This window comes from Pseudomonas sp. BN411 (assembly GCF_029871235.1).
In the GTDB taxonomy this organism is placed as follows: Bacteria; Pseudomonadota; Gammaproteobacteria; order Pseudomonadales; family Pseudomonadaceae; genus Metapseudomonas.
Genome location: NZ_SSOM01000036.1, coordinates 54,160 through 76,356, shown reverse-complemented (window position 1 = coordinate 76,356; position 22,197 = coordinate 54,160). Strand labels below are relative to the sequence as shown.

Sequence of the window (22,197 nt, the reverse complement as noted above, 5' to 3'; positions counted from 1 at the left end):
CTTTCGATCCGATACGCCCTGTTTTTCACGAAACAGGAGTTCCATCGATGTCAAATGCAACAGTCCACATCCTTCCGGCGTCGGCGGCGTGCCCGCGCGCGGGTGAGGGGCGGGCGCCTATAATGCGTCTTTCACCGGTATCGACCGGTTCGCTGCAAGCTCTGGAGGTCCCATGTTCACCGGCATAATCGAAGCCATCGGCACCATCCGCGCGATCACGCCCAAGGGCGGTGACGTCCGTGTCCTGGTGGAAACCGGCAAGCTGGACCTCGCCGACGTCAAGCTGGGCGACAGCATCGCCGTCAACGGCGTCTGCCTCACCGCCGTAGAACTGCCCGGCAACGGCTTCTGGGCCGACGTCAGCCGCGAGACCCTGGCCCGCACCGCCTTCGACGACCTCAAGCCCGGCAGCCCGGTCAACCTGGAAAAGGCCCTGACCCCCACCAGCCGCCTCGGTGGCCACCTGGTCAGCGGCCATGTCGACGGCATCGGCGAGATCGTGATGCGCGAGGACAACGCCCGCGCTGTGCAATTCCGCATCCGCGCGCCGCGTGACCTGGCCAAATACATCGCCTTGAAGGGCTCGATCACCGTCGATGGCACCAGCCTGACGGTGAATTCGGTGAATGGCGCCGAGTTCGAGCTGACCATCGTCCCGCATACCCTGGCCGAGACCATCATGGTCGACTACCGCCCGGGTCGCCGCGTGAACCTCGAGGTCGACCTGCTGGCCCGCTACCTGGAGCGCCTGCTGCTCGGCGACAAGGCTGCCGAGCCCCAGTCCTCCGGCCTGACCGAAAGCTTCCTCGCCGAACACGGCTACCTCAAACACTGAATTCAGAAGGAGGGCCCATGGCTCTCAACAGCATCGAAGAACTGATCGAAGACATCCGCCAGGGCAAGATGGTCATCCTCATGGATGACGAGGATCGCGAGAACGAAGGCGACCTGATCATGGCCTCCGAGTGCGTGCAGGCCGAGCACATCAACTTCATGGCCCGCTTCGCCCGTGGGCTGATCTGCATGCCAATGACCCGCGAGCGCTGCGAACTGCTGAAGCTGCCGCTGATGGCGCCGCGCAACGGCTCCGGCTTCGGCACCAAGTTCACCGTGTCCATCGAAGCCGCCGAAGGCGTGACCACCGGCATCTCCGCCGCCGACCGCGCGCGCACCGTGCAGGTGGCCGCCGCCAAGGGCGCCAAGGCCGACGACATCGTCAGCCCCGGCCACATCTTCCCGCTGATGGCCCAACCGGGCGGCGTGCTGGCCCGTGCCGGCCACACTGAAGCGGCTTGCGACCTGTCGCGAATGGCTGGCTTCGAGCCTTCCGGCGTGATCTGCGAAATCATGAACGACGACGGCACCATGTCCCGTCGCCCCGAGCTGGAGGCCTTCGCCGCCGAGCACGGGATCAAGATCGGCACCATCGCCGACCTCATCCACTACCGCCTGATCCACGAACGCACCGTCGAGCGCATCGCCGAGCAGCCGCTGGACAGCGAACTGGGCCACTTCAACCTGGTGACCTACCGCGATGCCGTGGAAGGTGATGTGCACATGGCCCTGACCCTGGGCAAGATCTGCCCGGAAGAGCCGACCCTGGTGCGCGTTCACAACATGGACCCGCTGCGTGACCTGTTCATGGTCAACCAGGCTGGCCGCTGGAGCCTGCGCGCCGCCATGAAGGAAGTGGCCGCCGCCGGCAGCGGTGTGGTGCTGCTGCTCGGCACCCCGCTCACCGGTCCGCAGCTGCTCGCGCACCTGGAGCGTCAGTTGGGTGCGGAAACCAAGGTCACCAACCCGACTACCTACAGTACCGTTGGTGCCGGATCGCAGATTCTTCGCGACCTCGGAGTGCGCAAGATGCGCCTGATGAGCTCGCCGATGAAGTTCAACGCGATATCCGGTTTCGACCTGGAAGTTGTAGAATACCTGCCCGCCGAATGATCCCGCAGGGCTCCGACCGTCAAGGCCGGGGCCCTCGCTCTTTAATTGACGAGAACTCGCCCATGTCCCTGAAGACCATCGAAGGTACCTTCATCGCCCCCAAAGGCCGCTATGCCCTGGTGGTCGGCCGTTTCAACAGCTTCGTCGTGGAAAGCCTGGTGAGCGGCGCCGTAGACGCCCTGGTTCGCCACGGTGTCAGCGAAAGCGACATCACCATCATCCGCGCGCCGGGCGCCTTTGAAATCCCGCTGGTGGCCCAGAAGGTCGCCCAGCAAGGCGAGTACTCCGCCATCATCGCCCTCGGCGCGGTCATTCGTGGCGGCACCCCGCACTTCGAATACGTTGCCGGCGAGTGCACCAAGGGCCTGGCCCAGGTTTCCATGGAGTTCGGCGTACCGGTCGCCTTTGGCGTGCTGACCGTTGATTCCATCGAGCAAGCCATCGAACGTTCCGGCACCAAGGCCGGCAACAAGGGTGCCGAAGCTGCCCTGTCCGCTCTGGAGATGGTAAGCCTGCTGGCTGCCCTGGAGGCCAAGTGAGCAACGCAGACGGTTCGGCGCCCAAGGCTCCGAAAGGCAAGATCGCAGCTCGTCGCCAGGCTCGTACCCTGGCGATGCAAGCGCTCTACTCCTGGCACATCGCCGGTCAGCCGCTCAACGAAATCGAGGCGCAGTTCCGCGTCGATAACGATTTCGCCAGCGTCGACGGCGCCTACTTCCACGAGATCCTCCACGGCGTACCGCGCCAGAAGACCGAGATCGACGCGGCCTTCCTGCCCTGCCTGGACCGCGCCCTTGAGGAAGTCGACCCGGTAGAGCTGGCGATCCTGCGCCTGTCCACCTACGAGCTGATGAACCGCGTGGACGTGCCGTACCGCGTGGTGATCAACGAAGGCATCGAGCTGGCCAAGGTGTTCGGCGCCACCGACGGACACAAGTTCGTCAACGGCGTGCTGGACAAGCTGGCGCCGCGCCTGCGCGCCGCTGAAGTCCGTGGCGGCAAGCGCTGATCGCAGCCCAGTGAATGGGTGAGTTCGAGCTGATCCGCCGTTTCTTCGCCTCCGCCGCCTGTGCGGCCGGGGGCGAAGGCATTGCCCTTGGCATCGGCGACGACTGCGCCCTGTTGCAAGTGCCCCCCGGCGAGCAACTGGCGATTTCCACCGATACCCTGGTGGCCGGCGTGCACTTCCCGCAAGTGGCCGACTCCTTCCTTCTCGGTCAGCGCGCCCTGGCGGTTTCCGCCAGCGATCTGGCCGCCATGGGCGCCCAGCCCATTGCCTTCACCCTGGCCCTGACCTTGCCCGACGCACGCGCCGACTGGCTCGAAGGCTTCGCCCGTGGCCTCTGCGCCATGGCGCGGGATTGCGGGATCGGCCTGGTGGGCGGCGATACCACCCGTGGCCCGCTGAGCCTGACCCTCACGGTGTTCGGCCGGGTGCCTGCCGGACTGGTGCTGACCCGCGCGGGTGCGCGCCCCGGCGATCTGCTCTGCGTGGGCGGCAGCCTGGGTGACGGTGCCGGCGCGCTGCCGCTGGTGCTGGGCGAAAGGCAGGACAGCGGCGCGGATGCGGAGTACCTGTTGCAGCGTTACTGGGCGCCGCAGCCTCAATTGGCCCTGGGCCAGGCGCTGCGCGGCCGGGCCACTGCGGCGCTGGACATCTCCGATGGCCTGCTCGCCGACTGCGGCCACATCGCCAGGGCTTCGGGCGTCGCGCTGCTGGTGGAAACGGAGAAGCTGCCGCTGTCGCCAGCGCTCGAACGACTCTTCACCAGTGAGTTCGCGCGCAAATGTGCGCTAGCCGGTGGCGACGACTACCGCCTCGCCTTTACCCTTCCCGCCGCAGAACTGGCCGCTGTTCAGGCGCAGTGGCCGGAAGTGGCGGTGATCGGCCGGGTGGAAGCCGGGCAGGGGGTTCACCTGCTGGATGCCGCCGGTCTCGAACTGCAGCCGCCAGCATTGGGTTATCAACATTTCGGGAGTCAAGGTGACTGATCACGAGTCGGCCACGCCGCAACCCATTCCTCATTCGGTGTGGAGCAACCCCTGGCATTTCATCGCCTTCGGATTCGGTTCGGGCACGCTGCCCAAGGCTCCGGGCACCTGGGGCTCTCTCGTAGCGCTGCCGTTCATCCCGCTCTGGCAGATGCTGCCGGACTGGGGCTATTGGCTGATGCTGGGGCTGACCATGCTGTTCGGCTTCTGGCTGTGCGGCAAGGTGGCCGACGACCTGCGGGTGCATGACCACGAAGGCATCGTCTGGGATGAAATGGTCGGTATGTGGATCACCCTCTGGCTGGTGCCCGAGGGCTGGCATTGGCTGCTGATCGGCTTCCTGGTGTTCCGCGTGATGGACATCCTCAAGCCCTGGCCGATCCGCTGGATCGACCGCCATGTCCATGGTGGCGTGGGCATCATGCTCGATGACGTCCTGGCCGGTGTCTTCGCCTGGCTGGCAATGCAGCTCATCGTCTGGGGTCTGGCCTAATCTTGGTTGGACCCGCAATGGCGAAGGGCTGGTGGAGGGATGCGTGATGCGGAGCTGGTTACTGAAGTTCCTGATCGGCTGCCTGCTGCTGCCGGCGGCCTGGGCGGCGCCGTTCCCGGATAATGAAATCCATCTCGCCAGCGACGTCTGGCCCGAGCACACCGAAGCCGATGGCACCGGACTCGGATGGGACATCCTGCGGCGGGTCTACGAGCCTGAAGGCATCCAGCTGAAGATCCACATCGTGCCCTATACCCGCTCCATCGGCCTGGTGCAGCGAGGTGAGGCCGACGCCTGGGTCGGCTCCTACCGCAACGAAGTCGACGGCGCCTACTATCCGAGATGGCATTACGATGCCGACCAGGTCAGCGCGCTTTCGCTGACCTCCACGCCCGTTCCCACCCTGGCTACCCTCGGCCAGTACCGCTTGGCCTGGATTCGCGGTTACGACTATCAGGACCACCTGCCGAACCTGAAGCACTTCACGGAAATCCAGCGGCGTAGCGGCGTCCTCTCGATGCTCGAACTGGGCCATGTGGACTTCTACATCGATGCCCGTACCGAGGTGGAAGACGTGCTGGACACCGCCACCGACCGCAGCCGCTACCGCATCACTCCGATGGTGCGCTTGCCGCTCTACCTGGGCTTCGCCGATACGCCGCGCGGTCGCCGCCTGGCGGACATCTTCGACCGCCGCATGACGGACCTGGTGGCCAGCGGTGAGTTGCCGCCGCTGTTCAAACGCTGGAAGCAGCCGTATGCCTTCGACAAGGAACTGGAGAAACCCAATGTCACGCCCTGACCTGCGTATCGCCGCCTGCCTGCTGACGCTGGCTCCGCTGTTCGCTGCAGCCACCCAGGTGCAGGTGGTCGGCCTGTTCCCCGGTGCCGCAGTGATCAACGTCGACGGCCAGCGCAAGCTGGTGAAAGTCGGGCAGACCGGCCCCGGTGGCGTCCAGGTGATCAGCGCCGACAGCAAGGGCGCGGTGCTTCGGGTCGACGGCGTCGAACGCAGCTACGGCCTCAGCCGTGAGTACAACCCGGCCGGCAGCGGGGACAGCCCCGGCACCCCGGCGTCACCGCAGAAGGCCCAGCTGAGCATCGCCCGGGGCAATAACGGGCACTACCAGGTCGCTGGTTCCATCGAGGGCCACCCGGTGCAATTCCTCGTGGATACCGGGGCTACCAGCGTCGCCATGAACGAGGGCCAGGCCCGCCGCCTGGGCATCGACTACCGGGTGAAGGGGCTGCCGATGAAGGCCAGCACCGCCAGTGGAACGGTCAACGCCTGGCGGGTGAAATTCGATCGCATCAAGGTCGGCAGCCTCGAAGTGCTGGGCGTGGAAGGCGCGGTAATCGAAGGCGAGGCGCCGGTGGAGGTGCTGCTGGGCATGAGCTTCCTCAACCGCGTGCGCTGGCGCGAGGAGCAGGGCGTGCTGATGCTGGAGTCCAAGTTCTGAGGCCGCGTGCTTCGAGCCATTCGATACTTATCCCCAACTATTCAATCTGACGTGCCGGTTAGCGCTGCTGCTACAATGCCGGCCTTGCCAATTTCCAGGAGCTACACGGTGTCTGTCGTTTTCGTCGCCGCCTCCCAGCTGCCCACCCCGTTCGGCGTGTTCACCATGCACGGCTTTCTTGATGAGGCCAGCGGCAAGGAACACGTCGCCCTGACCTTGGGCGATGTGGCCAGTGGCGAACCCGTCCTGGGTCGTCTGCATTCCGAGTGCCTCACCGGCGACGCCCTGTTCAGCCTGCGCTGCGACTGCGGATTCCAGCTGGAAGCGGCGCTGCGTGCCATCGCCGAAGCCGGTAGCGGTGTGCTGCTCTACCTGCGCCAGGAAGGCCGTGGCATTGGTCTTCTGAACAAGATCCGCGCCTATGAGCTGCAAGACGCCGGTGCCGACACCGTGGAAGCCAACGAGCGTCTGGGCTTCGGTGCTGACCAGCGTGACTACGCCATGTGCCAGCCGATGCTGGAGCACCTGGGCATCTGCGCGGTCAAGCTGATGACCAACAACCCGCGCAAGGTGAAGGCACTGGAAAGCTACGGTCTCAAGGTCGCCGAGCGCGTACCGCTGCAGACCGGCCTGAACAAGCACAACCGCAAATACCTGGCTACCAAGGCCGGCAAGCTCGGTCACATGCTCGGTAACCTGCATCAGGCGGAATCCGAATCGTGACCCGCAAGGAAGTCCGTCGCCGGTTGGCCATGACCTGGTGGCGCCAGGTGGGTTTCACGCTGGTGCCGCTGTTCATCATGGGTTACCTGTTCGGCGATGGGGAGCCGGTGCTGCCGGTATTGCAGATGCCGATCTTCATTGCCGCCCTGGTTTCGCTGTTCCTCAGCCTGCCGATGTTTTCCGCCTACAAGCGCGCCCTCGTAGCCACCGAGGCCTCCCTCGGTCGTGCCGAGGAGCCCGGTGCCTGGCAGGAACTGACCCGCCGTCGCAACAAGGGCTTCCTCGCCGCCGGCCTGCCAGCCTGGATCGCCGCCCTGGCGGTGCTGGTCGGACTCAATACCGTGGCGCTGTTCCTCCTGGCCATGAGCAGCCTGGTACTGCTCTACCTTTACCGAATCCCCCGCCAACTCGGCTGATGCGCCGGCTGCTCGCCTTCCTGCTGCTGTGCCTGGCGCTGCCCGCCACGGCGCAGCTGCGAGTCGTCAGCCTGGCACCCTCCCTGACTGAAATCATGCTCGACCTCGGCGCCGGCGACCTGCTGGTGGGCGTGCTCGATGGTGGCGAGCGCCCGGCCAGCCTCGCCGGTCTGCCGTCCGTGGGGCGCTACGGGCAGCTGCAGCCGGAAAGCCTGCTCGCCCTCAAGCCCGATCTGGTGCTGCTCTGGCCCGACAGCGTGGGCTCGGCCGGGCGCGAACAATTGAAGAAATTCCCGGTTCCGCAACTGGTGGTGGAACCCCGGAGCCTGGAACAACTGGCGAATGCCTTCGCCGAGATCGGTGAGCGGGTCGGCCGCGCCGAACAGGGCCGCCAGATGGCCGAGCGCTTCGAGTCGGGGCTGGCGGAACTGCGCCAACGCCACCATCGCGACGTGCCGTTGAAGGTCTTCTACCAGGTCTGGGACAAGCCGCTCTACACGCTTGGCGGCAAGCAGATCGTCAGCGATGCGTTGAAAGTCTGCGGGGCGGAGAACGTCTTCGCTGACCTCTCCCTGCCGGCGCCCCAGGTGGGCATCGAGGCCGTGATGCAGCGCGACCCGGCGGTGATCCTGGTGAGCGAGCCGAGCCAGGCCACTGCCTGGAAGGCCTGGCCGCAACTGACAGCGGTGAAGCGGGGGCAGGTCTGGCCAGTGCCGGACCGGGGGCTGGAACGCCCAAGTTTTCAAATGCTGGCGGCGACCGGGAAGCTCTGCCGGTTACTGGACTCCGCAAGGTAGCTGCACAAGGCGACAGCCACCAGGCCTGGATGATGGGTTTCGTACCTCAACCCATCCTACAAAACGACGGATTCGCCGTTGGGGTAGGCCTGTCTTTGTAGGATGGGTAGAGCGAAGCGAAACCCATGCTGTGGAAGCGAATGAATTCACCCCCACAGCCTCAGGCGAAGGTCAGAGGTCGAGCAGGGCCATCCGCTTGCGCACCGAGGCTTCGATACCCGCCGCATCCAGCCCGCACTCGGCGAGCATTTCCGCCGGCTTGGCGTGCTCGACGTAGTAGTCCGGCAGGCCCAGGTGCAGCACGGGTTTGATCAGGTTGTCGCGGGCGAGGAATTCGCTGACGGCGGCACCGGCGCCACCCATCACACTGTTTTCCTCGATGGTCACCAGCAGCTCGTGGCTGCCGGCCAGCTCGCGCACCAGCGCTTCGTCCAGGGGTTTGACGAAGCGCATGTCGACCACGGTGGCATCCAGGCCTTCGGCAACCTGCAGTGCCTCGGCCAATTGCACGCCGAACACCAGCAAGGCGACTTTGGAGCCCTGGCGGCGAACCACGCCCTTGCCGATTTCCACCGGCTTCAATTCACGCTCGATGGGGGCGTTGGGGCCGCTGCCGCGCGGGTAACGCACCGCCGCCGGACCTTCGAAGTGGTGGCCGGTGGTCAGCAGCAGGCGCAGCTCGTTTTCGTCGCTCGGCGTCATCACCAGCATGCCGGGGATGCAGCGCAGGTAGGAGAGATCGAAGCTGCCCGCGTGGGTCGGACCGTCCTCGCCCACGAGGCCAGCGCGGTCGATGGCGAACAGCACATCGAGGTTCTGCACCGCCACATCGTGGATCAGCTGGTCATAGCCGCGCTGGAGGAAGGTGGAATAGATGGCCACCACCGGCTTGGCGCCGTCGCAGGCCATGCCGGCCGCCAGGGTCACGGCGTGCTGCTCGGCGATGGCGACGTCGAAGTAGCGGTCCGGGAAGCGTTCGCTGAAGGCCACTAGGTCCGAGCCTTCCTTCATCGCCGGGGTGATGCCCACCAGGCGCGGGTCCTGCCCGGCCATGTCGCACAGCCATTGGCCGAACACGTTGGAGTATTTCGGGCCGGACGGTTTCTTCGGGGCGGCCGGAGCGTTGATCGGCTCCAGCTTGGTGATGGCGTGATAGCCGATGGGGTCGACTTCGGCCGGAGCGAAGCCCTTGCCCTTCTTGGTCACCACATGGAGGAACTGCGGGCCCTTGAGGTCGCGCATGTTGCGCAGGGTGGCCACCAGGGTGGGCAGGTCATGGCCGTCGATGGGGCCGATGTAGTTCCAGCCCAGCTCTTCGAACAGGGTGCCGGGAACCAGCATGCCCTTGGCGTATTCCTCGGTGCGGCGGGCGATTTCCCAGGCGCCGGGCAGGCGCGAGAGCACCTTCTTGCTGCCTTCGCGCATGCTCGCGTAGGTGCGGCTGGAGAGGATCTTCGCCAGGTAGTTGGACAGGCCGCCGACGTTGCGCGAGATCGACATGTCGTTGTCGTTGAGGATCACCAGCATGTCGGCCTGTACGTCCGAAGCGTGGTTGAGCGCCTCGAAGGCCATGCCGGCGGTCAGCGCGCCGTCGCCGATCACGGCGATCGACTTGCGATTGGAACCCTGCATGCGGGCGGCGATGGCCATCCCCAGGGCGGCGCTGATCGAGGTGCTGGAGTGGCCGACGCCGAAGGTGTCGTACTCGCTCTCCACGCGGCGCGGGAAGGCGGCGACGCCGTCCTTCTGGCGCAGGCTGCCCATCTGCTCACGGCGACCGGTGAGGATCTTGTGCGGATAGGCCTGGTGGCCCACGTCCCAGACCAGCCGGTCGTCGGGCGTGTCATAGACGTAGTGCAGGGCGATGGTCAGTTCCACCACGCCCAGGCCGGCGCCGAAGTGGCCGCCGGTCTTGCCGACGGTATAGAGCAAGTACTGGCGCAGTTCGTCGGCCAGGGTTTCCAGCTCAGCCTCACCAAGCCGGCGCAGCGCATCCGGCGTCGCCGCGCGGTCGAGCAGGGGCGTGACGGGGCGTTCGCGGGGAATCTCGTGGAACGTCGTGGGCATCAGGCTAATCGTTATGGGCAAAAAAAGATGGGCAAGTTTACCTGATGCGCCCCTCAGTGCCCAAACACGCTGTCAGTCGGTTCGTAGCAGCCTGTGTGATCGGTTACGCCGGGTAATGCCGGGTCAGAAATTCCAGCAGGTGCGCGTTCACCTGTTCAGGCCGTTCGTTCTGCAGCCAGTGGCCGCAATCGGGCAGGCGATGCTGCTCCAGTTGGGGCACAAGGTCGGCCATGCGCTTGAGCGTGTAGGCCTCCAGCCGCGCCACCGGATCATGGTCGCCGACCATGAACAGCGTGGGTTGGCGGATCTGCTGGCCTGCCAGGTGCTCGGTCTGCTGCCAGTTCAGGGTGAAATTGCGGTACCAGTTCAGCGCCCCGCGAAAGCCGCGAGCGGCAAAGGTGCGTTGGTAGACGGCGAACTCGTCGGCATCGCACCAGTTCGGCAGGGCCGGCGACTCGCTCAGGCCGTCCAGCATTCGCGCATCGGCCGGCCTCTCGCGCAGCACGGCGTCGCCCAGGTCGCTCAGCAGCAGGCGCAGGCTGCGGTCCAGGTCGGCATCCAGCTCCGTTTCGGCCACCCCTGGTTCCTGGAAGTAGAGGATGTAGTTGAAGCGCCCGGCATTCACTTCGCGCATGATCTCGATGGCCGGACGCTTGGGACGGCCACCGAAGGGTACCGACATGGCGCCCACCGCCCGGATGCGTTCTGGCTCCAGCAGGGCCAGGTGCCAGGCCACCGGCGCGCCCCAGTCGTGGCCGACCACGCAGGCCTCGGTCTGACCGAGGCTGTCCATCGCCGCCTGGATGTCAGCGCACAGTGTCAGCAGGGCGTAGTCTTCGATCGCCTCCGGGGCGCTGCTTTCCCCGTAGCCGCGCATCTCCGGCATCAGCACGCGATATCCGGCCGCCGCCAGAGGCTCGGCTTGCTGACGCCAGGAGTACCAGCACTCGGGAAACCCGTGCAACAGCCAGACCGGGCGTCCATCGGCCGGCCCGGCGCTGTAGAGACTCAGGGTGATGCCGTTGACCGGCAGCAGGTGGTATTCGAAAGCGGGCATGGTGACCTCCACGGCTTACCAGGTATCGACGAAGGGGCGTTTCTTGCCGGAGCGCGGAGCCGGCCGCGGCGCGGCGTTCAGCCCGCGTAGCAGCCAGGCACGGGTTTCCTGCGGGTCGATCACGGCATCGATCTCCAGGAAGCTGGCCATGTTGATCGCCTTGCCGTTTTGGTAGGCCTTGGCAACCATCTTGTCGAACAGCTTCTGGCGCTCGGCCGGGTCCTCCACCGCAGCCAGCTCCTTGGCGTAACCCAGGCGCACCGCGCCCTCCAGGCCCATGGCACCGAACTCGCCGCTGGGCCAGGCGATGGTGAACAGTGGCGAATGGAAGCTCCCCGCGGCCATGGCCTGGGCGCCCAACCCGTAGCCCTTGCGCAGGACCACGGTGAAGAACGGCACCGACAAGCCGGCCGCGGCGACGAACATGCGCGAGACGTGGCGCACCGTGGCCTGCTTCTCCGAGTCCGGCCCCACCATGAAGCCGGGGGTGTCGCAGAGCGAAAGCATGGGGATGTCGAAGGCGTCGCACAGCTGCATGAAGCGCGCGGCCTTGTCGCCGGCCTGGGCGTCGATGGCGCCGCCCAGGTGCATGGGGTTGTTGGCGATCAGGCCGAACGCCCTGCCTTCGATGCGGATGAAGGCGGTGATCAGGCCCGGCGCGAACTGCCGGCGCAGTTCCAGTACCGAACCTTGGTCGGCCAGAGTTTCGATCAGAGCGCGGATGTCATAGACCCGCAGGCGGTTCTCGGGGATGGCGTGGCGCAGCAGGCGCTGGTCGGCGCACTGCCAGTCCGCCAGGTCACCCTGGAAGTAGGACAGGTGCTGCTGTGCCACGCGCACGGCCTCGGCTTCGTCTTCCACCAGCACGTCGATCACCCCGTTGGGGCTCTGGACGCTGGTGGGGCCGACTTCCTCCGGCGCGAAGCTACCGAGGCCACCGCCTTCGATCATCGCCGGGCCGGCCATGCCGATGCTGGCGTTGCGGGTCGCGATGATCACGTCGCAGCAGCCGAGCAGCGCGGCGTTGCCGGCAAAGCAGCGGCCGGACACCACGCCCACCAGTGGCACCAGGCCGGACAACTTCGCCATGCCGACGAAGGTGTGGCAGTCCAGCCCCGCCACCCCGACGAAGTCCGAATCCCCCGGCCGGCCTCCGCCGCCTTCGGCGAACAGCACCAGCGGCAGGCGCCATTGTTCGGCGAGGCCGAGCATGCGGTCGGTCTTCTTGTGGTTCATCACCCCCTGGGTGCCGGCGAACACCGTGTAGTCGTAGGCGATGGTCATGCAGCGCGCGGCCTCGTTGCCGAAGCGGGCGGCGTTCACCGTGCCGATGCCGGCCACCAGGCCATCCGCCGGGCTCTGCTCGATCAGTTCTTCCAGCGAACGGCGCCGACGCTGGGCGGCCAGGGCCAGGGCGCCGTACTCGATGAAACTGCCTTCATCGAGCAGGTCGTCGAGGTTCTCGCGGGTGGTGCGTTGGCCGGTCTTGCGCCGCCTGGCCACGGCCTGCGGACGGCGCTCGTCACGGGTGATGGCGTGGCGCTCCAGCACTTCGGCGAGATCGGCGCGGATATGCGCGAGGTCGAGGCTTTCCTCGCTCTGCACCGCATCGCCAGCGACTTCCGCCGGTTCCAGGAACAGCAGCGGCGCGCCTTCGAACAGGCTGCTGCCCGGCGCTACGGCCAGGGCGCGGACGATGCCGCCCTGGGTCGCCTTGATCACGAACTCCATCTTCATCGCTTCCAGCACCGCCACTGGCTGGCCGACGGCGACCGCGTCGCCCTCCTGCACATCGAGGCTCACCAGCACCCCTTGGCTCGGGGCGTTCAGCGGTACGCAGCCGGCGGGCGCCTCCACCTGCCCGGTCCCGGCGACCGTGGCAGCGCCGGTGCCGCTGACGAACAGGTGCGGGTGGGCGGTCTGTTGCGGGGCCAGCAGTTGGCCAATTTCCCGTTCGATGAAGCGGGTATCCACGCCACCGGCCAGTTCCGGGCGGCGCAGCAGGTTCTGCAGGAAGTGGATGTTGCTCGCCACCCCTTCCAGGCGGAATTCGCAGAGGGCGCGGTAGGCGCGGCGCAGGGCGGCCGGCAGGTCATCGCCCTGGACGATCAGCTTGGCCAACAGCGAGTCGTAGCTTGGGCTGGTGGCATACCCGGCGTAGCCATAGCCATCGACACGGATACCGGGGCCGCTGGGGGGGTCATAGGCGCTGATCAACCCGCCGGCCGGTCGCGCACTGCCGTCGGCCTGCATGCTTTCCAGGTTGATCCGCAGTTGCACGGCGAAGCCGCGCGGAGCGACGGGCTTCAGCAAACCCAGCTCGGCCAGGTTGAAACCTTCGGCCAGGCGCAATTGCGTCTGCACCAGGTCGATGCCGGTGACCGCCTCGGTGATGCAGTGTTCGACCTGGATGCGCGGATTGGCCTCCATGAACACGAAGTCGCCACGGCCGGTGTCGACCAGGAATTCGAAGGTGCCGATGCCGCGATAGCCGACGGCGCCGGCCAGGGTCAGAGCGGCGTCGAGGATGCGCTGGCGCAGGCTGGCATCCAGATCGGGCGCCGGGGCGATCTCGATCACCTTCTGATGGCGACGTTGCAGGCTGCAGTCGCGTTCCCAGAGGTGAGTGACCCGTTCACCGTCACCCAGCACCTGGACCTCGATATGCCGGGCGTTCTCGATCAGCCGCTCCACGTACAGGTCGCCATTGCCAAAGGCCGCGCGAGCCTCGGACTGGCAGCGCTCGAAGGCCTGCTCCAGTTCGCCGGCTTCGCGCACCGCGCGCATGCCGCGTCCGCCGCCACCCGCCAACGCCTTGAGCATGATCGGGCCGCCTTCCAGCAGGGCGCGGGCTTCCTCCAGGGAGGTGGCGCGATTGCTCCCGGCGGCCAGCGGCAGGCCGCTGCGCGCGGCCAGTTCGCGGGCGCGGGCCTTGTCGCCGAACAGCTCCAGCGCTTGGGCTGCAGGGCCGACGAAGCGGATGCCGGCCGCCTCGCACTGGCGGGCGAATTCGGCGTTCTCGCTGAGGAAGCCGTAGCCGGGGTGCAGCGCATCGCAACCGTGCTGGCGCGCCAGCTCCACCAACTGCCCGGCATCCAGGTAGGCCGCCGCGCCACGGCCCTTCAGCGGCACCGCGAGGTCGGCCTTGCGCAGGTGCAGGGACTGGTCGTCGTCCTCGGCGTAGACGGCGACGCTGCGAATGCCCAGTTCGGCGGCGGCGCGGGCGATGCGGATGGCGATCTCGCCACGGTTGGCGATCAGCAGGGACTGGATGGCTGTGGTCACGGCGAAGGTCCTTGGCGTGCAATCCAGTGATCTTAGGCAGCCTGGGCCAATCGCCGCAGCCAACTGTGCCGTGACGAATACCCACCTCTCATGGCGGCTGATGATCAGGTGATATGGAATGTCCGAATCGGCCCTTGTGGCGGTCACGCGCCGTGCAGTATCTGTGGCGCCTTCATTTCTTCCACAAGGACCGTCCATGAACGAACTGCTGCACAGCCTGGACTGGGTGCTGCCCCTGCGTAGCGAGGCGCTGACGCCGGTGATGCGCTTCTTCACCCTGCTGGGTTACGAGAAGTTCATCCTGTTCTTCCTGCCGCTGGGCTACTGGGCCTGGAACCGTGGCGTGTTCCTGCGATTGCTGGTGCTGGTGGCCGTGACCGCCTTGATCAACGCCTGGCTCAAGGACTACTGGCAGGACCCGCGTCCGGACATCGCCCTGCGCATGGACCACGAGGTGGGCGACAGCTTCGGCCTGCCCAGCGGCCACGCGCAGATAGCCGTGGTCATCTGGTTCTGGCTGGCCTTCGAGCTGCGCCGCGCCTGGGCCTGGGCGGTCAGTGGCGTGGTGGTGGCGGGGATTATCTTCAGCCGGCTCTACCTCGGCGCCCACGACGTGGAAGACGTGCTGGGCGGTTCCTTGCTGGGTATCGCCACTCTGCTGGTGTTCGCCCAGGTGCGGCACTGGAACTGGTGGCGCGAGGCCCATGGCCTCTGGCATCTGGCGCTGATCCTGCTGGTGTTCCTCGCCGCCTGGCTGACCTGGCCGGGTGTCGCACCCAGCTATGTGCCGCTGCTGGCGGGGTTGATGGTCGGTGTGCTGTGCGGCTATCGCCAGATGGAGTTCTCCGCCGAAGTGGCGACCTGGCGCCGCCTGCTCGCCGCCGTCATCGGTGCGGTGAGCTTCATCCTGCTGCAGAAGGCGCTCAAGCTCGCGGGCACGGCCTGGCCGCTCGACCCGCAGTTGTGGCAAGGGCTGCGTGGATTGGTGATGGGCCTGTTCGTGGCCGCGGCCATGCCCTGGGCTCTGGTTCGACTGAATCTGTTGAAGTCGGCCGGAAAGTTGAAGGCCGACGTGCTGGCCGGGTCCGCCGCCTGAAGACCGTGAGGTAACTGTCGGACGGCGAGCTTAGCTGCGCCGTTCGACGATGTAGCGGGCCAGCGCGCGCAACGGCTCGGCGGCATCGCCCAGGTTGGCGGTGGCGCGCAGGGCCTGGTCGCGCAGTTCCAGCGCATAGGCCTTGGCGTTATCGAGGCCGAGCAGGGAAGGGTAGGTGGGCTTGTCGTGGGCCTGGTCCTTGCCCTGGGTCTTGCCCAGGGTGGCGGTGTCGCTCTCCACGTCGAGAATGTCGTCCTGCACCTGGAAGGCGAGGCCGATTGCGCGGGCGTAGATGCGCAGTGCCGCCAGGGAGGCCGGGTCGGCCTGACCGCTGGACAGGGCGCCGAGACGCACGCTGGCTTCGATCAGCGCGCCGGTCTTGTGCCGGTGCATGGCCTCCAGGGCTCCCTGGTCGAGTTTCAGTCCAACCGAACCGAGGTCGATGGCCTGACCGCCAACCATGCCGGCGGGGCCGGCGGCGTGGCTGAGGCTGGCGATCATCGCCAGGCGGGTTTCGGCGTCCTGCGGGTTGCGCATGGGATCGGCCAGCACTTCGAAGGCCAGCGCTTGCAGGCCGTCGCCGGCGAGGATGGCGGTCGCTTCATCGAAGGCGATATGGGTGGTGGGCTGGCCACGGCGCAGGTCGTCGTCGTCCATGGCCGGCAGGTCGTCGTGGACCAGGGAATAGGCGTGGATCAGCTCCACCGCGCAGGCCGCGCCATCGGCACGGGCCACATCACCGCCGAGGGCTTCGCAGGCGGCGTAGACCAGCAGGGGGCGTACGCGCTTGCCACCGTTCACGACGCTGTAGCGCATGGCCTGGTAGAGACGTTCGAGCGGGGCGAGCGGGGGGATGAAAAGCTCGGCGAGGGCGGCGTCCACGCGTTCCTGGCAGCGCGCCTGGTAGCTGGCGATCATGCTTGCTCGTCCGCGTCGAAGGGCGCTTCTTCCAGTTGGCCGTCGCGCTCCAGCAGGATCTGCACCTTCTGCTCCGCCTGGGTCAGCGAGGCCTGGCACTCGCGGGTCAGGCGAATACCCTGCTCGAAGGCGCTGAGGGAGTCCTCCAGCGACAGTTCACCGCTTTCCAGGCGCTCCACGAGGGCCTGAAGGTCGGCGAGGGACTGTTCGAAATCGGGGGTGGCTTTCTTGCGGGCCATGATGCTGTCTCGCGGCGGTCGAATCGGGCGCGACACTAGCAGAGCCGCACCTTGCGGGCAAATGAAGGGGGCGGATGGTTGCGCCGGGGGGCGGGATTCAATTGTGGGGGCGAATTCATTCGCTAAGCAGCCCGCAGGGTTGCCCGACCGCCTCAGGGGAACGCTGCGCGTTCCATCGCGAATGAATTCGCCCCCACAGGTAGCCCACCCTACAAGGGAGTCCGGATCAGATTATGGCGACGTAGCAGCCCGTAGGATGTGGTGGAGCGGAGCGATACCCATCACGACGACATCGATGGGTATCGCAAGCTCGCGGATCGCCGCCCGACCCATCCTGCAAAAGCAGCCGCGCCTGCCAGGGCCGGGTCAGGTGATGGCGAAGTAATACGCCGTCATCCCCGTTCCTACCGCAATCACCAGCCAGCGCAGCCACCGGGTCGGCAGTTTCCGCGCCAGCGCACCGCCGCAGTAGCCGCCGCAACTGGCCGCGCCCAGCAGTACCGCCAGCTCGCTCCAGCTCACCCGGCCCGCCGCCACGAAGGTCACCACCGCGACGCTGTAGATGGTGCTGGACAGCAGATTCTTCAGCGCGTTGGCGCGCAACAGCGGATGGCCTTCGATGGAGAACGCCGCCAGTTGCAGTATGCCCATGCCGGCGCCGAAGTAGCCGCCGTAGAGGGCGACCAGGGTGTGGCTCAGGCCGCTGCCGATGCCGTGAGGCGGCAGGTCTCCGGCCTGAAGTCGGCGGTTGATCAGCCTGCTCAGCCAGGGGCTGGCGGCGAACAGCAGGGTGGCGGCCAGCAACAGCCAGGGAATCAGCCGCCGAAAGGTTTCGTCGCCGCCAGCGAGCAACAGCAGGCCGCCGCCCAGGCCGCCCAGCAGAGACAGCAACACCAGCGGCACCACGTAGCGCCCCAGCGGACGCAGCTGTTCCCGCGCGGCCCAACTGGCGGCCAGGCTGGCGGGCCAGAGGGCCACGGCATTGGTGGCGTTGGCGGTCACCGGCGGCAGGCCGGCGGCGAGCAGGGCGGGGAACGAGAAGAAGGTGCCGCCGCCGGCAAGGGCGTTCATGCCCCCGGCGGCAAAGCCGGCGACCAGCAGCAGGAAGAAATCGTGAAGGCTCATGTTCGGACGCGCAAAAGCGGGCAGGTTAACCCTGGGGGTGAGCGGTGGCAAAGAAGGGGCGAACGGTTGCCGGCCTGACTGCCTGCCGACCAGTGAGCCGAATCGCTGATGAGTGGAAATACGCGAAATCGCGGTAGCAGTATCCTGTGAACAACTCGTATGGGGCGGGGGCAGTAGCCGCACGGAAGCCCACTCCACGAGCCTTCCCGAGCAGTAATAGCGGAAGGCGAACAGGCAAAGTTCCACGCATTAGCGTCAGACCGGAATCGGGTTCAGCAGTCCCGCTTCCGGTCTTTTTCATTTGTGGGTGGGAAACTACCCGCCGGGGCCTGTCGGGTAGGGTGCGCCGCGCGCACCAACGGTCGACCGATGTGCAATGCCCTACTTGCCCGGGGGTTCGTCCGCGAGCAAGGCAAAGCCTTCGCGATTGTCGCTGACGATGCGGAAACGCTCGCTCTGGCCCGGCTCGATATGTGCGGCCTTTTCACGACGGAGGCGGCCCTTGGAGCAGAGGGTGTCGTCGGTTTCGTCGATGCCGATGCCGACGATACGGTCGCCCGGTGGAACCTGGAAGCTGGCGACTTCGCCTATGCCGATGCGAGCCGCCAGTTGGCGGTCCACATGCACGGCGATGTAGCAGCCGCTACCCAGCCCGCCCATGTCGCGGTTCACCACGATCTGACCTCCGCCCTCTACCGGTTCCTGGAACGCCAACAGGCGGTCAGCGGGGACCTGGGTGATCTGGCCCGGGTCCGTGCGGTAGGACGAACAACCCGCGAGCAGGAGCAGAGAAACGGCGGCACAGATCAGACGCATGGAGCCCTCCTTGGGCGGAAAAGCGGAAGTGCTGGTGGAACTCTAGTGGATGCCCCGGGCTTTGCCATGGGAATCCCTGCGCGGATGCGTCAGCGATGGTCCGCCGCATCCTCCGTTGGCAACTTCTTCAGCCGGTAGGCCAGCGCGGGGCGGGTCATACCCAGCAGCCGCGCAGCTTCGGACACGTTGTTCTGCGCGCGCTTCATCGCGCCCTGCATCAGCGCTTCTTCCACCGAATCCAGGCTGACGCCGCTGTCGATCAGGCGTTCCACCCAGTCCGGCTCGACGCTCGGCACCGCTTCCACCAGCGCGCCGCTGCTGGAAAGACCGATGCTCTGGGCCTCGTGGGACAAGTGTGGGAAGAGCGCGTCGGCGCTGATGCTCTGGTTGGCATCGGTGATGATCACCCCGCGTTCGACGAGGTTCTCCAGCTCGCGGATGTTCCCCGGCCAGTCGTAGCGCATGCAGGCTTCCAGCGCCCGGTCGGAGAGGCCCAGGGTGTGCTTGCCATAGGCGGTGTGCAGGCGTGCGAGGAAGTGATCCACCAGCAGCGGAATGTCTTCCTTGCGTTCGCGCAGGGAGGGAATGAACACCGGGTAGACGTTCAGCCGGTAGTAGAGGTCGGCGCGGAAACGGCCGTCCTTCACCGCCCTGGCCAGGTCCTCGTGGGTGGCCGCGATCACCCGGACGTTCACCTTGCGGGTCTGCGAGTCGCCCACCCGTTCCAGTTCTTCCTCCTGCAGCACCCGCAACAGGCTGGCCTGGGCGCGTGGCGTGAGCTCCACCACTTCGTCGAGGAACAGGGTGCCGCCGTTGGCGCGTTCGAAACGGCCCATGCGCGATTGTTGGGCACCGGTGTAGGCGCCGCGCTCCACGCCGAACAGCTCGGCTTCGATCAGGTCCGGTGGAATGGCCGCGCAGTTCAGCGCGACGAAGGGGCCGCCGGCGCGTTCGCTGCGCAGGTGCAGGCTGCGCGCCATGACTTCCTTGCCGACGCCGGTTTCCCCCAGCAGCAGGACCGAAGCCTTTCCCGGCGCGGCCTTGTCGATCAGGGTGCAGGCCTTGCGGTAAAGCGGCGCCTTGCCGATGCCGTAGTACTGGCCTGCGTCCTGCTCCAGGCGCTGGCGCATGGTCGCGACCTGAAGCTGCAGGGCCTGGAGTTCTTCGATGATGGGGTCGCTCTGGAAGTAGCGCATGAACTCTTCGGCGTCGTCCCATTCCTCCACCGGCTTGCCGATGATGCGGCAACGCGAGTCCCCACAGCCGCGGCAGCTGACCTCCTTGTAGAGCACCTGGCGACCGAGGAAGAACGACGAGTAGCTGATGGCATAGCCGAGCAGGGTCCAGCACACCGGCTGGTCGGACTGGAGGCCTTCGGCCCGGCAGTTTTCCACCTCGTAGGAGTTCTGCCATTCGAGGTCGGCGTAGAACTGGCCGTTCTCGATGTCGATGTTCATCGAAAGCGGCTCGACCTTGACCATGCCCTTGAGGGAATGGAGCTGCGGGCCGGTGAGGAACATCTCCACCGCATCGGCGTCGGGGCGCAGCTTGCGCGCCAGCTCGGCGTCCTTCAGGCCGGACTGGTAGCCCAGGCGCAGGAACAGGCCCTTGGCGCGTTCCTCGCCGAGCATCTCCACCAGCTCGCGGCGGAACGAGCCCATGGCGGCGGACTGGAGCAGCAGCATGCGCTGCTCGTCGAGCCAGATCTTGCCCTCGTTGCCGAGGAAGCGGACCCGGTCGGTCAGGTCCTTCAGGGTCGGGCTGTGCTCCGACGCCTTGTAATCAACTTTCATCGTGCTGCACCCCAGATTGTTCTTGTGCGGGGAGGCCGGCGAACCACCGCTCAGGCGGGCGGTTTGGACGGTTCGACCGGGCGGCCGGTGGACGCAAGGAAGGGCCGCGTTCTTTTTTCTAAGCGGCCTGAAAGCCACTCAAAAGTCAATCGGCTGTGTGGCAGGGGAGGGCCGATTGGCGATTTGCTCAAAGCGCCCTGGGGCAATTGCGCAAATGGTGAAGGGTCATCGTCTGGGCAGGCCTGTTCAGGTCGCGCCTCCTGCACGTTGATGCTCATGAAAGATCAATTAAAACAAAGGGTTGAGTTATTTGTGGCGGAGCTTTCAAGGCCCTGGCACAGCCGTTGCTCTACCCCAGGTAACCCGCCCATGGAGTTGCCTTGCATGAGCCAGCCAGTGACCCGCTTCGATCAACTGTCGCGCTACGTCCGGGTGCGCAGCGAGCCCGACGCCACCTTCGTCGAGTTCGACTTCGCCATCGGCTATCCCGACCTCTTCGTCGAGCTGGTTCTGCCGCGCGCCGCCTTCGCCAGCTTCTGCGAACAGAACCGGGTTCAACACATGGACGCGCAGATGGCCGACGCCATCGACGCCGACATGGAGAAGTGGCGCTACGGCGAGAGCCGTGGCCAGGCCGACTGACCGCCCCGCAACGACGCGTCGGTTCCTCACAACAACAAGTACAGGACGCCCTGCATGAGTATCGAGATCAAGACGGCGACGGCCGAGCCGATCCGCCAGACCTTCAGCCACATCCGCCGGCGTTTCGGCGACAAGCCTGCCAGCCGTTACCAGGAGGCAAGCTTCGACATCGAGGCCGCCACCAACTTCCACTACCGCCCGCTGTGGCAGCCCGACAAGCTTCTCAACGATGCCACCCGCACCGCCGTGCGCATGGCCGACTGGTACGCCGTCAGCGACCCGCGCCAGTTCTACTACGGCGCCTACGTGCAGACCCGCGCCCGGATGCAGGAGAACGCCGAGCACGATTACGCCTTCTGCGAGAAGCGCAACCTGCTGGCCGGCCTCGATGCCGGCAGCCGGGAGCAGATCGCCCGCCTGCTGCTGCCCCTGCGCCACGCCGAACTCGGCGCCAACATGAACAACAGCGGCATCGCCGCCGACGGTTTCGGCACCAGCCTGACCCAGCTGCACATGTTCCAGGCCATGGACCGTCTCGGCATCGCCCAGTACCTGTCGCGCATCGGCCTGATGCTCGACGACGGCGGCACCGACCTGCTTGCAGAGGCCAAACAGCAATGGCTGCAGGACCCGGCCTGGCAGGGCCTGCGTCGCTACGTGGAAGACACGCTGGTGGTGCGTGACTGGTTCGAGCTGACGCTGGCGCAGAACCTGGTCAGCGACGGCCTGCTCTTCCCGCTCATCTTCCACAAGTTCGACGAGCAGCTTTGCGCCCAGGGTGCCGGTCAGGTGGGAATGCTCACTGAGTTCATGCGCCTGTGGTTCGCCGAGACCCAACGCTGGGTCGATGCCCTGGTGAAAACCGTGGTGGCCGAAAGCGCGGAGAACCGCGCGTTGGTGGAAGGCTGGGTCGGCCAGTGGCAGGCCCGCGCCCTGGAAGCCCTGGCCCCCCTTGCCGCCATCGGCCCGGGTGCCGCAGCCCTCGACACCGTGGCCGGCGAGTTCGCCGCCCGCCTGAAGAAACTCGGCCTTGCAGGAGCCGCGCAATGACCTCCCTCGTCTACATCGCCTTCCAGGACAACGACAACGCCCGCTACATCGTCGACGCCATCGTCCAGGACAACCCCCACGCCGAGATCCAGCACCAGCCGGCCATGATCCGCGTCCAGGCCGAAGGCCGCCTGGAGATCAACCGCACCACGGTGGAAGAGAAGCTCGGACGCGAATGGGACGTGCAGGAAATGCTCATCGACGTCATCACCCTCGGCGGCAACGTCGAGGAAGACGAAGACCGCTTCGCCCTGCACTGGAACTAACCCCGCGTACAACGA

At 66.4% G+C, this 22,197-nt stretch carries 23 protein-coding genes; 15 read left to right on the top strand and 8 right to left on the bottom strand.

Features of this window, described 5'->3' with window-relative positions; translation table 11 throughout:
• Positions 1-172 precede the first annotated feature (172 nt).
• The 11 genes from E8F06_RS04600 to E8F06_RS04550 all read left to right on the top strand — a co-directional run bounded on the left by E8F06_RS04600 (position 173) and on the right by E8F06_RS04550 (position 7,828).
• Entirely contained in the window at positions 173-835 is a 663-nt protein-coding gene (locus tag E8F06_RS04600; protein ID WP_280364692.1) for a riboflavin synthase, read from the top strand.
• Between the two features lie 17 nt (positions 836-852).
• Positions 853-1,947: a bifunctional 3,4-dihydroxy-2-butanone-4-phosphate synthase/GTP cyclohydrolase II gene (gene ribBA / locus E8F06_RS04595; protein ID WP_280364689.1), complete on the top strand. Its 1,095-nt coding sequence runs from the start codon at positions 853-855 to the stop codon at positions 1,945-1,947.
• Positions 1,948-2,009: 62 nt separating this feature from the next.
• A complete protein-coding gene (gene ribE / locus E8F06_RS04590) occupies positions 2,010-2,486 on the top strand; it encodes a 6,7-dimethyl-8-ribityllumazine synthase (RefSeq protein WP_044872640.1) in 477 nt (158 codons plus the stop codon).
• Positions 2,483-2,956, top strand: a complete 474-nt coding sequence (gene nusB / locus E8F06_RS04585; protein WP_151131620.1) for a transcription antitermination factor NusB — start codon at positions 2,483-2,485, stop codon at positions 2,954-2,956. Before ribE ends, nusB begins: the two co-directional genes overlap by 4 nt.
• A 14-nt stretch (positions 2,957-2,970) precedes the next feature.
• Positions 2,971-3,939 carry a thiamine-phosphate kinase gene (gene thiL / locus E8F06_RS04580; protein WP_280364687.1) on the top strand — a complete coding sequence of 323 codons (969 nt, stop codon included), beginning with the start codon at positions 2,971-2,973 and terminating at the stop codon, positions 3,937-3,939.
• Positions 3,932-4,432, top strand: coding sequence for a phosphatidylglycerophosphatase A (locus E8F06_RS04575; RefSeq protein ID WP_151131622.1), 501 nt, complete (start codon positions 3,932-3,934; stop codon positions 4,430-4,432). Before thiL ends, E8F06_RS04575 begins: the two co-directional genes overlap by 8 nt.
• A gap of 46 nt (positions 4,433-4,478) precedes the next feature.
• Entirely contained in the window at positions 4,479-5,234 is a 756-nt protein-coding gene (locus E8F06_RS04570) for a transporter substrate-binding domain-containing protein (RefSeq protein ID WP_280364684.1), read from the top strand.
• The gene (locus E8F06_RS04565) at positions 5,221-5,892 is read left to right on the top strand and encodes a TIGR02281 family clan AA aspartic protease (protein ID WP_280364682.1); all 672 of its coding nucleotides are present in this window, start codon (positions 5,221-5,223) and stop codon (positions 5,890-5,892) included. Before E8F06_RS04570 ends, E8F06_RS04565 begins: the two co-directional genes overlap by 14 nt.
• Before the next feature lie 108 nt (positions 5,893-6,000).
• Complete coding sequence (gene ribA / locus E8F06_RS04560) at positions 6,001-6,615, top strand: GTP cyclohydrolase II (protein WP_190826580.1); 615 nt, start codon at positions 6,001-6,003, stop codon at positions 6,613-6,615.
• The gene (locus E8F06_RS04555; protein ID WP_190826582.1) at positions 6,612-7,031 is read left to right on the top strand and encodes an MFS transporter; all 420 of its coding nucleotides are present in this window, start codon (positions 6,612-6,614) and stop codon (positions 7,029-7,031) included. The genes ribA and E8F06_RS04555 overlap by 4 nt, the downstream gene beginning before the upstream one ends.
• Positions 7,031-7,828, top strand: coding sequence for a cobalamin-binding protein (locus E8F06_RS04550; RefSeq protein ID WP_280364680.1), 798 nt, complete (start codon positions 7,031-7,033; stop codon positions 7,826-7,828). The genes E8F06_RS04555 and E8F06_RS04550 overlap by 1 nt, the downstream gene beginning before the upstream one ends.
• A 171-nt stretch (positions 7,829-7,999) precedes the next feature.
• Here the strand turns inward: E8F06_RS04550 and dxs are convergent, their stop codons facing one another.
• The 3 genes from dxs to E8F06_RS04535 all read right to left on the bottom strand — a co-directional run bounded on the left by dxs (position 8,000) and on the right by E8F06_RS04535 (position 14,237).
• Positions 8,000-9,895, bottom strand: coding sequence for a 1-deoxy-D-xylulose-5-phosphate synthase (gene dxs / locus E8F06_RS04545; protein WP_280364678.1), 1,896 nt, complete (start codon positions 9,893-9,895; stop codon positions 8,000-8,002).
• Between the two features lie 103 nt (positions 9,896-9,998).
• On the bottom strand, positions 9,999-10,952 hold the full coding sequence (locus E8F06_RS04540; protein ID WP_280364676.1) for an alpha/beta hydrolase: 954 nt from the start codon (positions 10,950-10,952) through the stop codon (positions 9,999-10,001).
• A gap of 15 nt (positions 10,953-10,967) precedes the next feature.
• On the bottom strand, positions 10,968-14,237 hold the full coding sequence (locus E8F06_RS04535; protein WP_280364673.1) for a carboxyl transferase domain-containing protein: 3,270 nt from the start codon (positions 14,235-14,237) through the stop codon (positions 10,968-10,970).
• Positions 14,238-14,433: 196 nt separating this feature from the next.
• Here E8F06_RS04535 and E8F06_RS04530 point away from each other — a divergent pair, with 196 nt between their 5' ends.
• Entirely contained in the window at positions 14,434-15,333 is a 900-nt protein-coding gene (locus E8F06_RS04530; RefSeq protein ID WP_280364671.1) for a phosphatase PAP2 family protein, read from the top strand.
• A 30-nt stretch (positions 15,334-15,363) separates the two neighbouring features.
• Here E8F06_RS04530 and ispA read toward each other — a convergent pair whose 3' ends face one another.
• The 5 genes from ispA to E8F06_RS04505 form a co-directional block, all read right to left on the bottom strand.
• Positions 15,364-16,251, bottom strand: coding sequence for a (2E,6E)-farnesyl diphosphate synthase (gene ispA / locus E8F06_RS04525; RefSeq protein ID WP_280364669.1), 888 nt, complete (start codon positions 16,249-16,251; stop codon positions 15,364-15,366).
• Positions 16,248-16,490, bottom strand: a complete 243-nt coding sequence (locus E8F06_RS04520; RefSeq protein ID WP_190826621.1) for an exodeoxyribonuclease VII small subunit — start codon at positions 16,488-16,490, stop codon at positions 16,248-16,250. Before E8F06_RS04520 ends, ispA begins: the two co-directional genes overlap by 4 nt.
• A gap of 366 nt (positions 16,491-16,856) precedes the next feature.
• Positions 16,857-17,615, bottom strand: coding sequence for a sulfite exporter TauE/SafE family protein (locus tag E8F06_RS04515; RefSeq protein ID WP_280364667.1), 759 nt, complete (start codon positions 17,613-17,615; stop codon positions 16,857-16,859).
• A 381-nt stretch (positions 17,616-17,996) separates the two neighbouring features.
• Complete coding sequence (locus E8F06_RS04510; RefSeq protein WP_280364665.1) at positions 17,997-18,431, bottom strand: 3-isopropylmalate dehydratase; 435 nt, start codon at positions 18,429-18,431, stop codon at positions 17,997-17,999.
• Positions 18,432-18,520: 89 nt separating this feature from the next.
• Entirely contained in the window at positions 18,521-20,224 is a 1,704-nt protein-coding gene (locus E8F06_RS04505) for a sigma-54-dependent Fis family transcriptional regulator (protein ID WP_280364663.1), read from the bottom strand.
• A 384-nt stretch (positions 20,225-20,608) separates the two neighbouring features.
• On the opposite strand from E8F06_RS04505, the gene E8F06_RS04500 reads away from it, so the two are divergent.
• The 3 genes from E8F06_RS04500 to E8F06_RS04490 are packed head-to-tail and all read left to right on the top strand — an operon-like array spanning position 20,609 to position 22,182.
• On the top strand, positions 20,609-20,866 hold the full coding sequence (locus tag E8F06_RS04500; protein WP_280364660.1) for a phenol hydroxylase subunit: 258 nt from the start codon (positions 20,609-20,611) through the stop codon (positions 20,864-20,866).
• 54 nt (positions 20,867-20,920) lie between these two features.
• Entirely contained in the window at positions 20,921-21,916 is a 996-nt protein-coding gene (locus E8F06_RS04495; protein WP_280364658.1) for an aromatic/alkene monooxygenase hydroxylase subunit beta, read from the top strand.
• Positions 21,913-22,182, top strand: coding sequence for an MmoB/DmpM family protein (locus E8F06_RS04490; protein WP_151131651.1), 270 nt, complete (start codon positions 21,913-21,915; stop codon positions 22,180-22,182). Before E8F06_RS04495 ends, E8F06_RS04490 begins: the two co-directional genes overlap by 4 nt.
• The last annotated feature ends 15 nt before the right edge of the window (positions 22,183-22,197 follow it).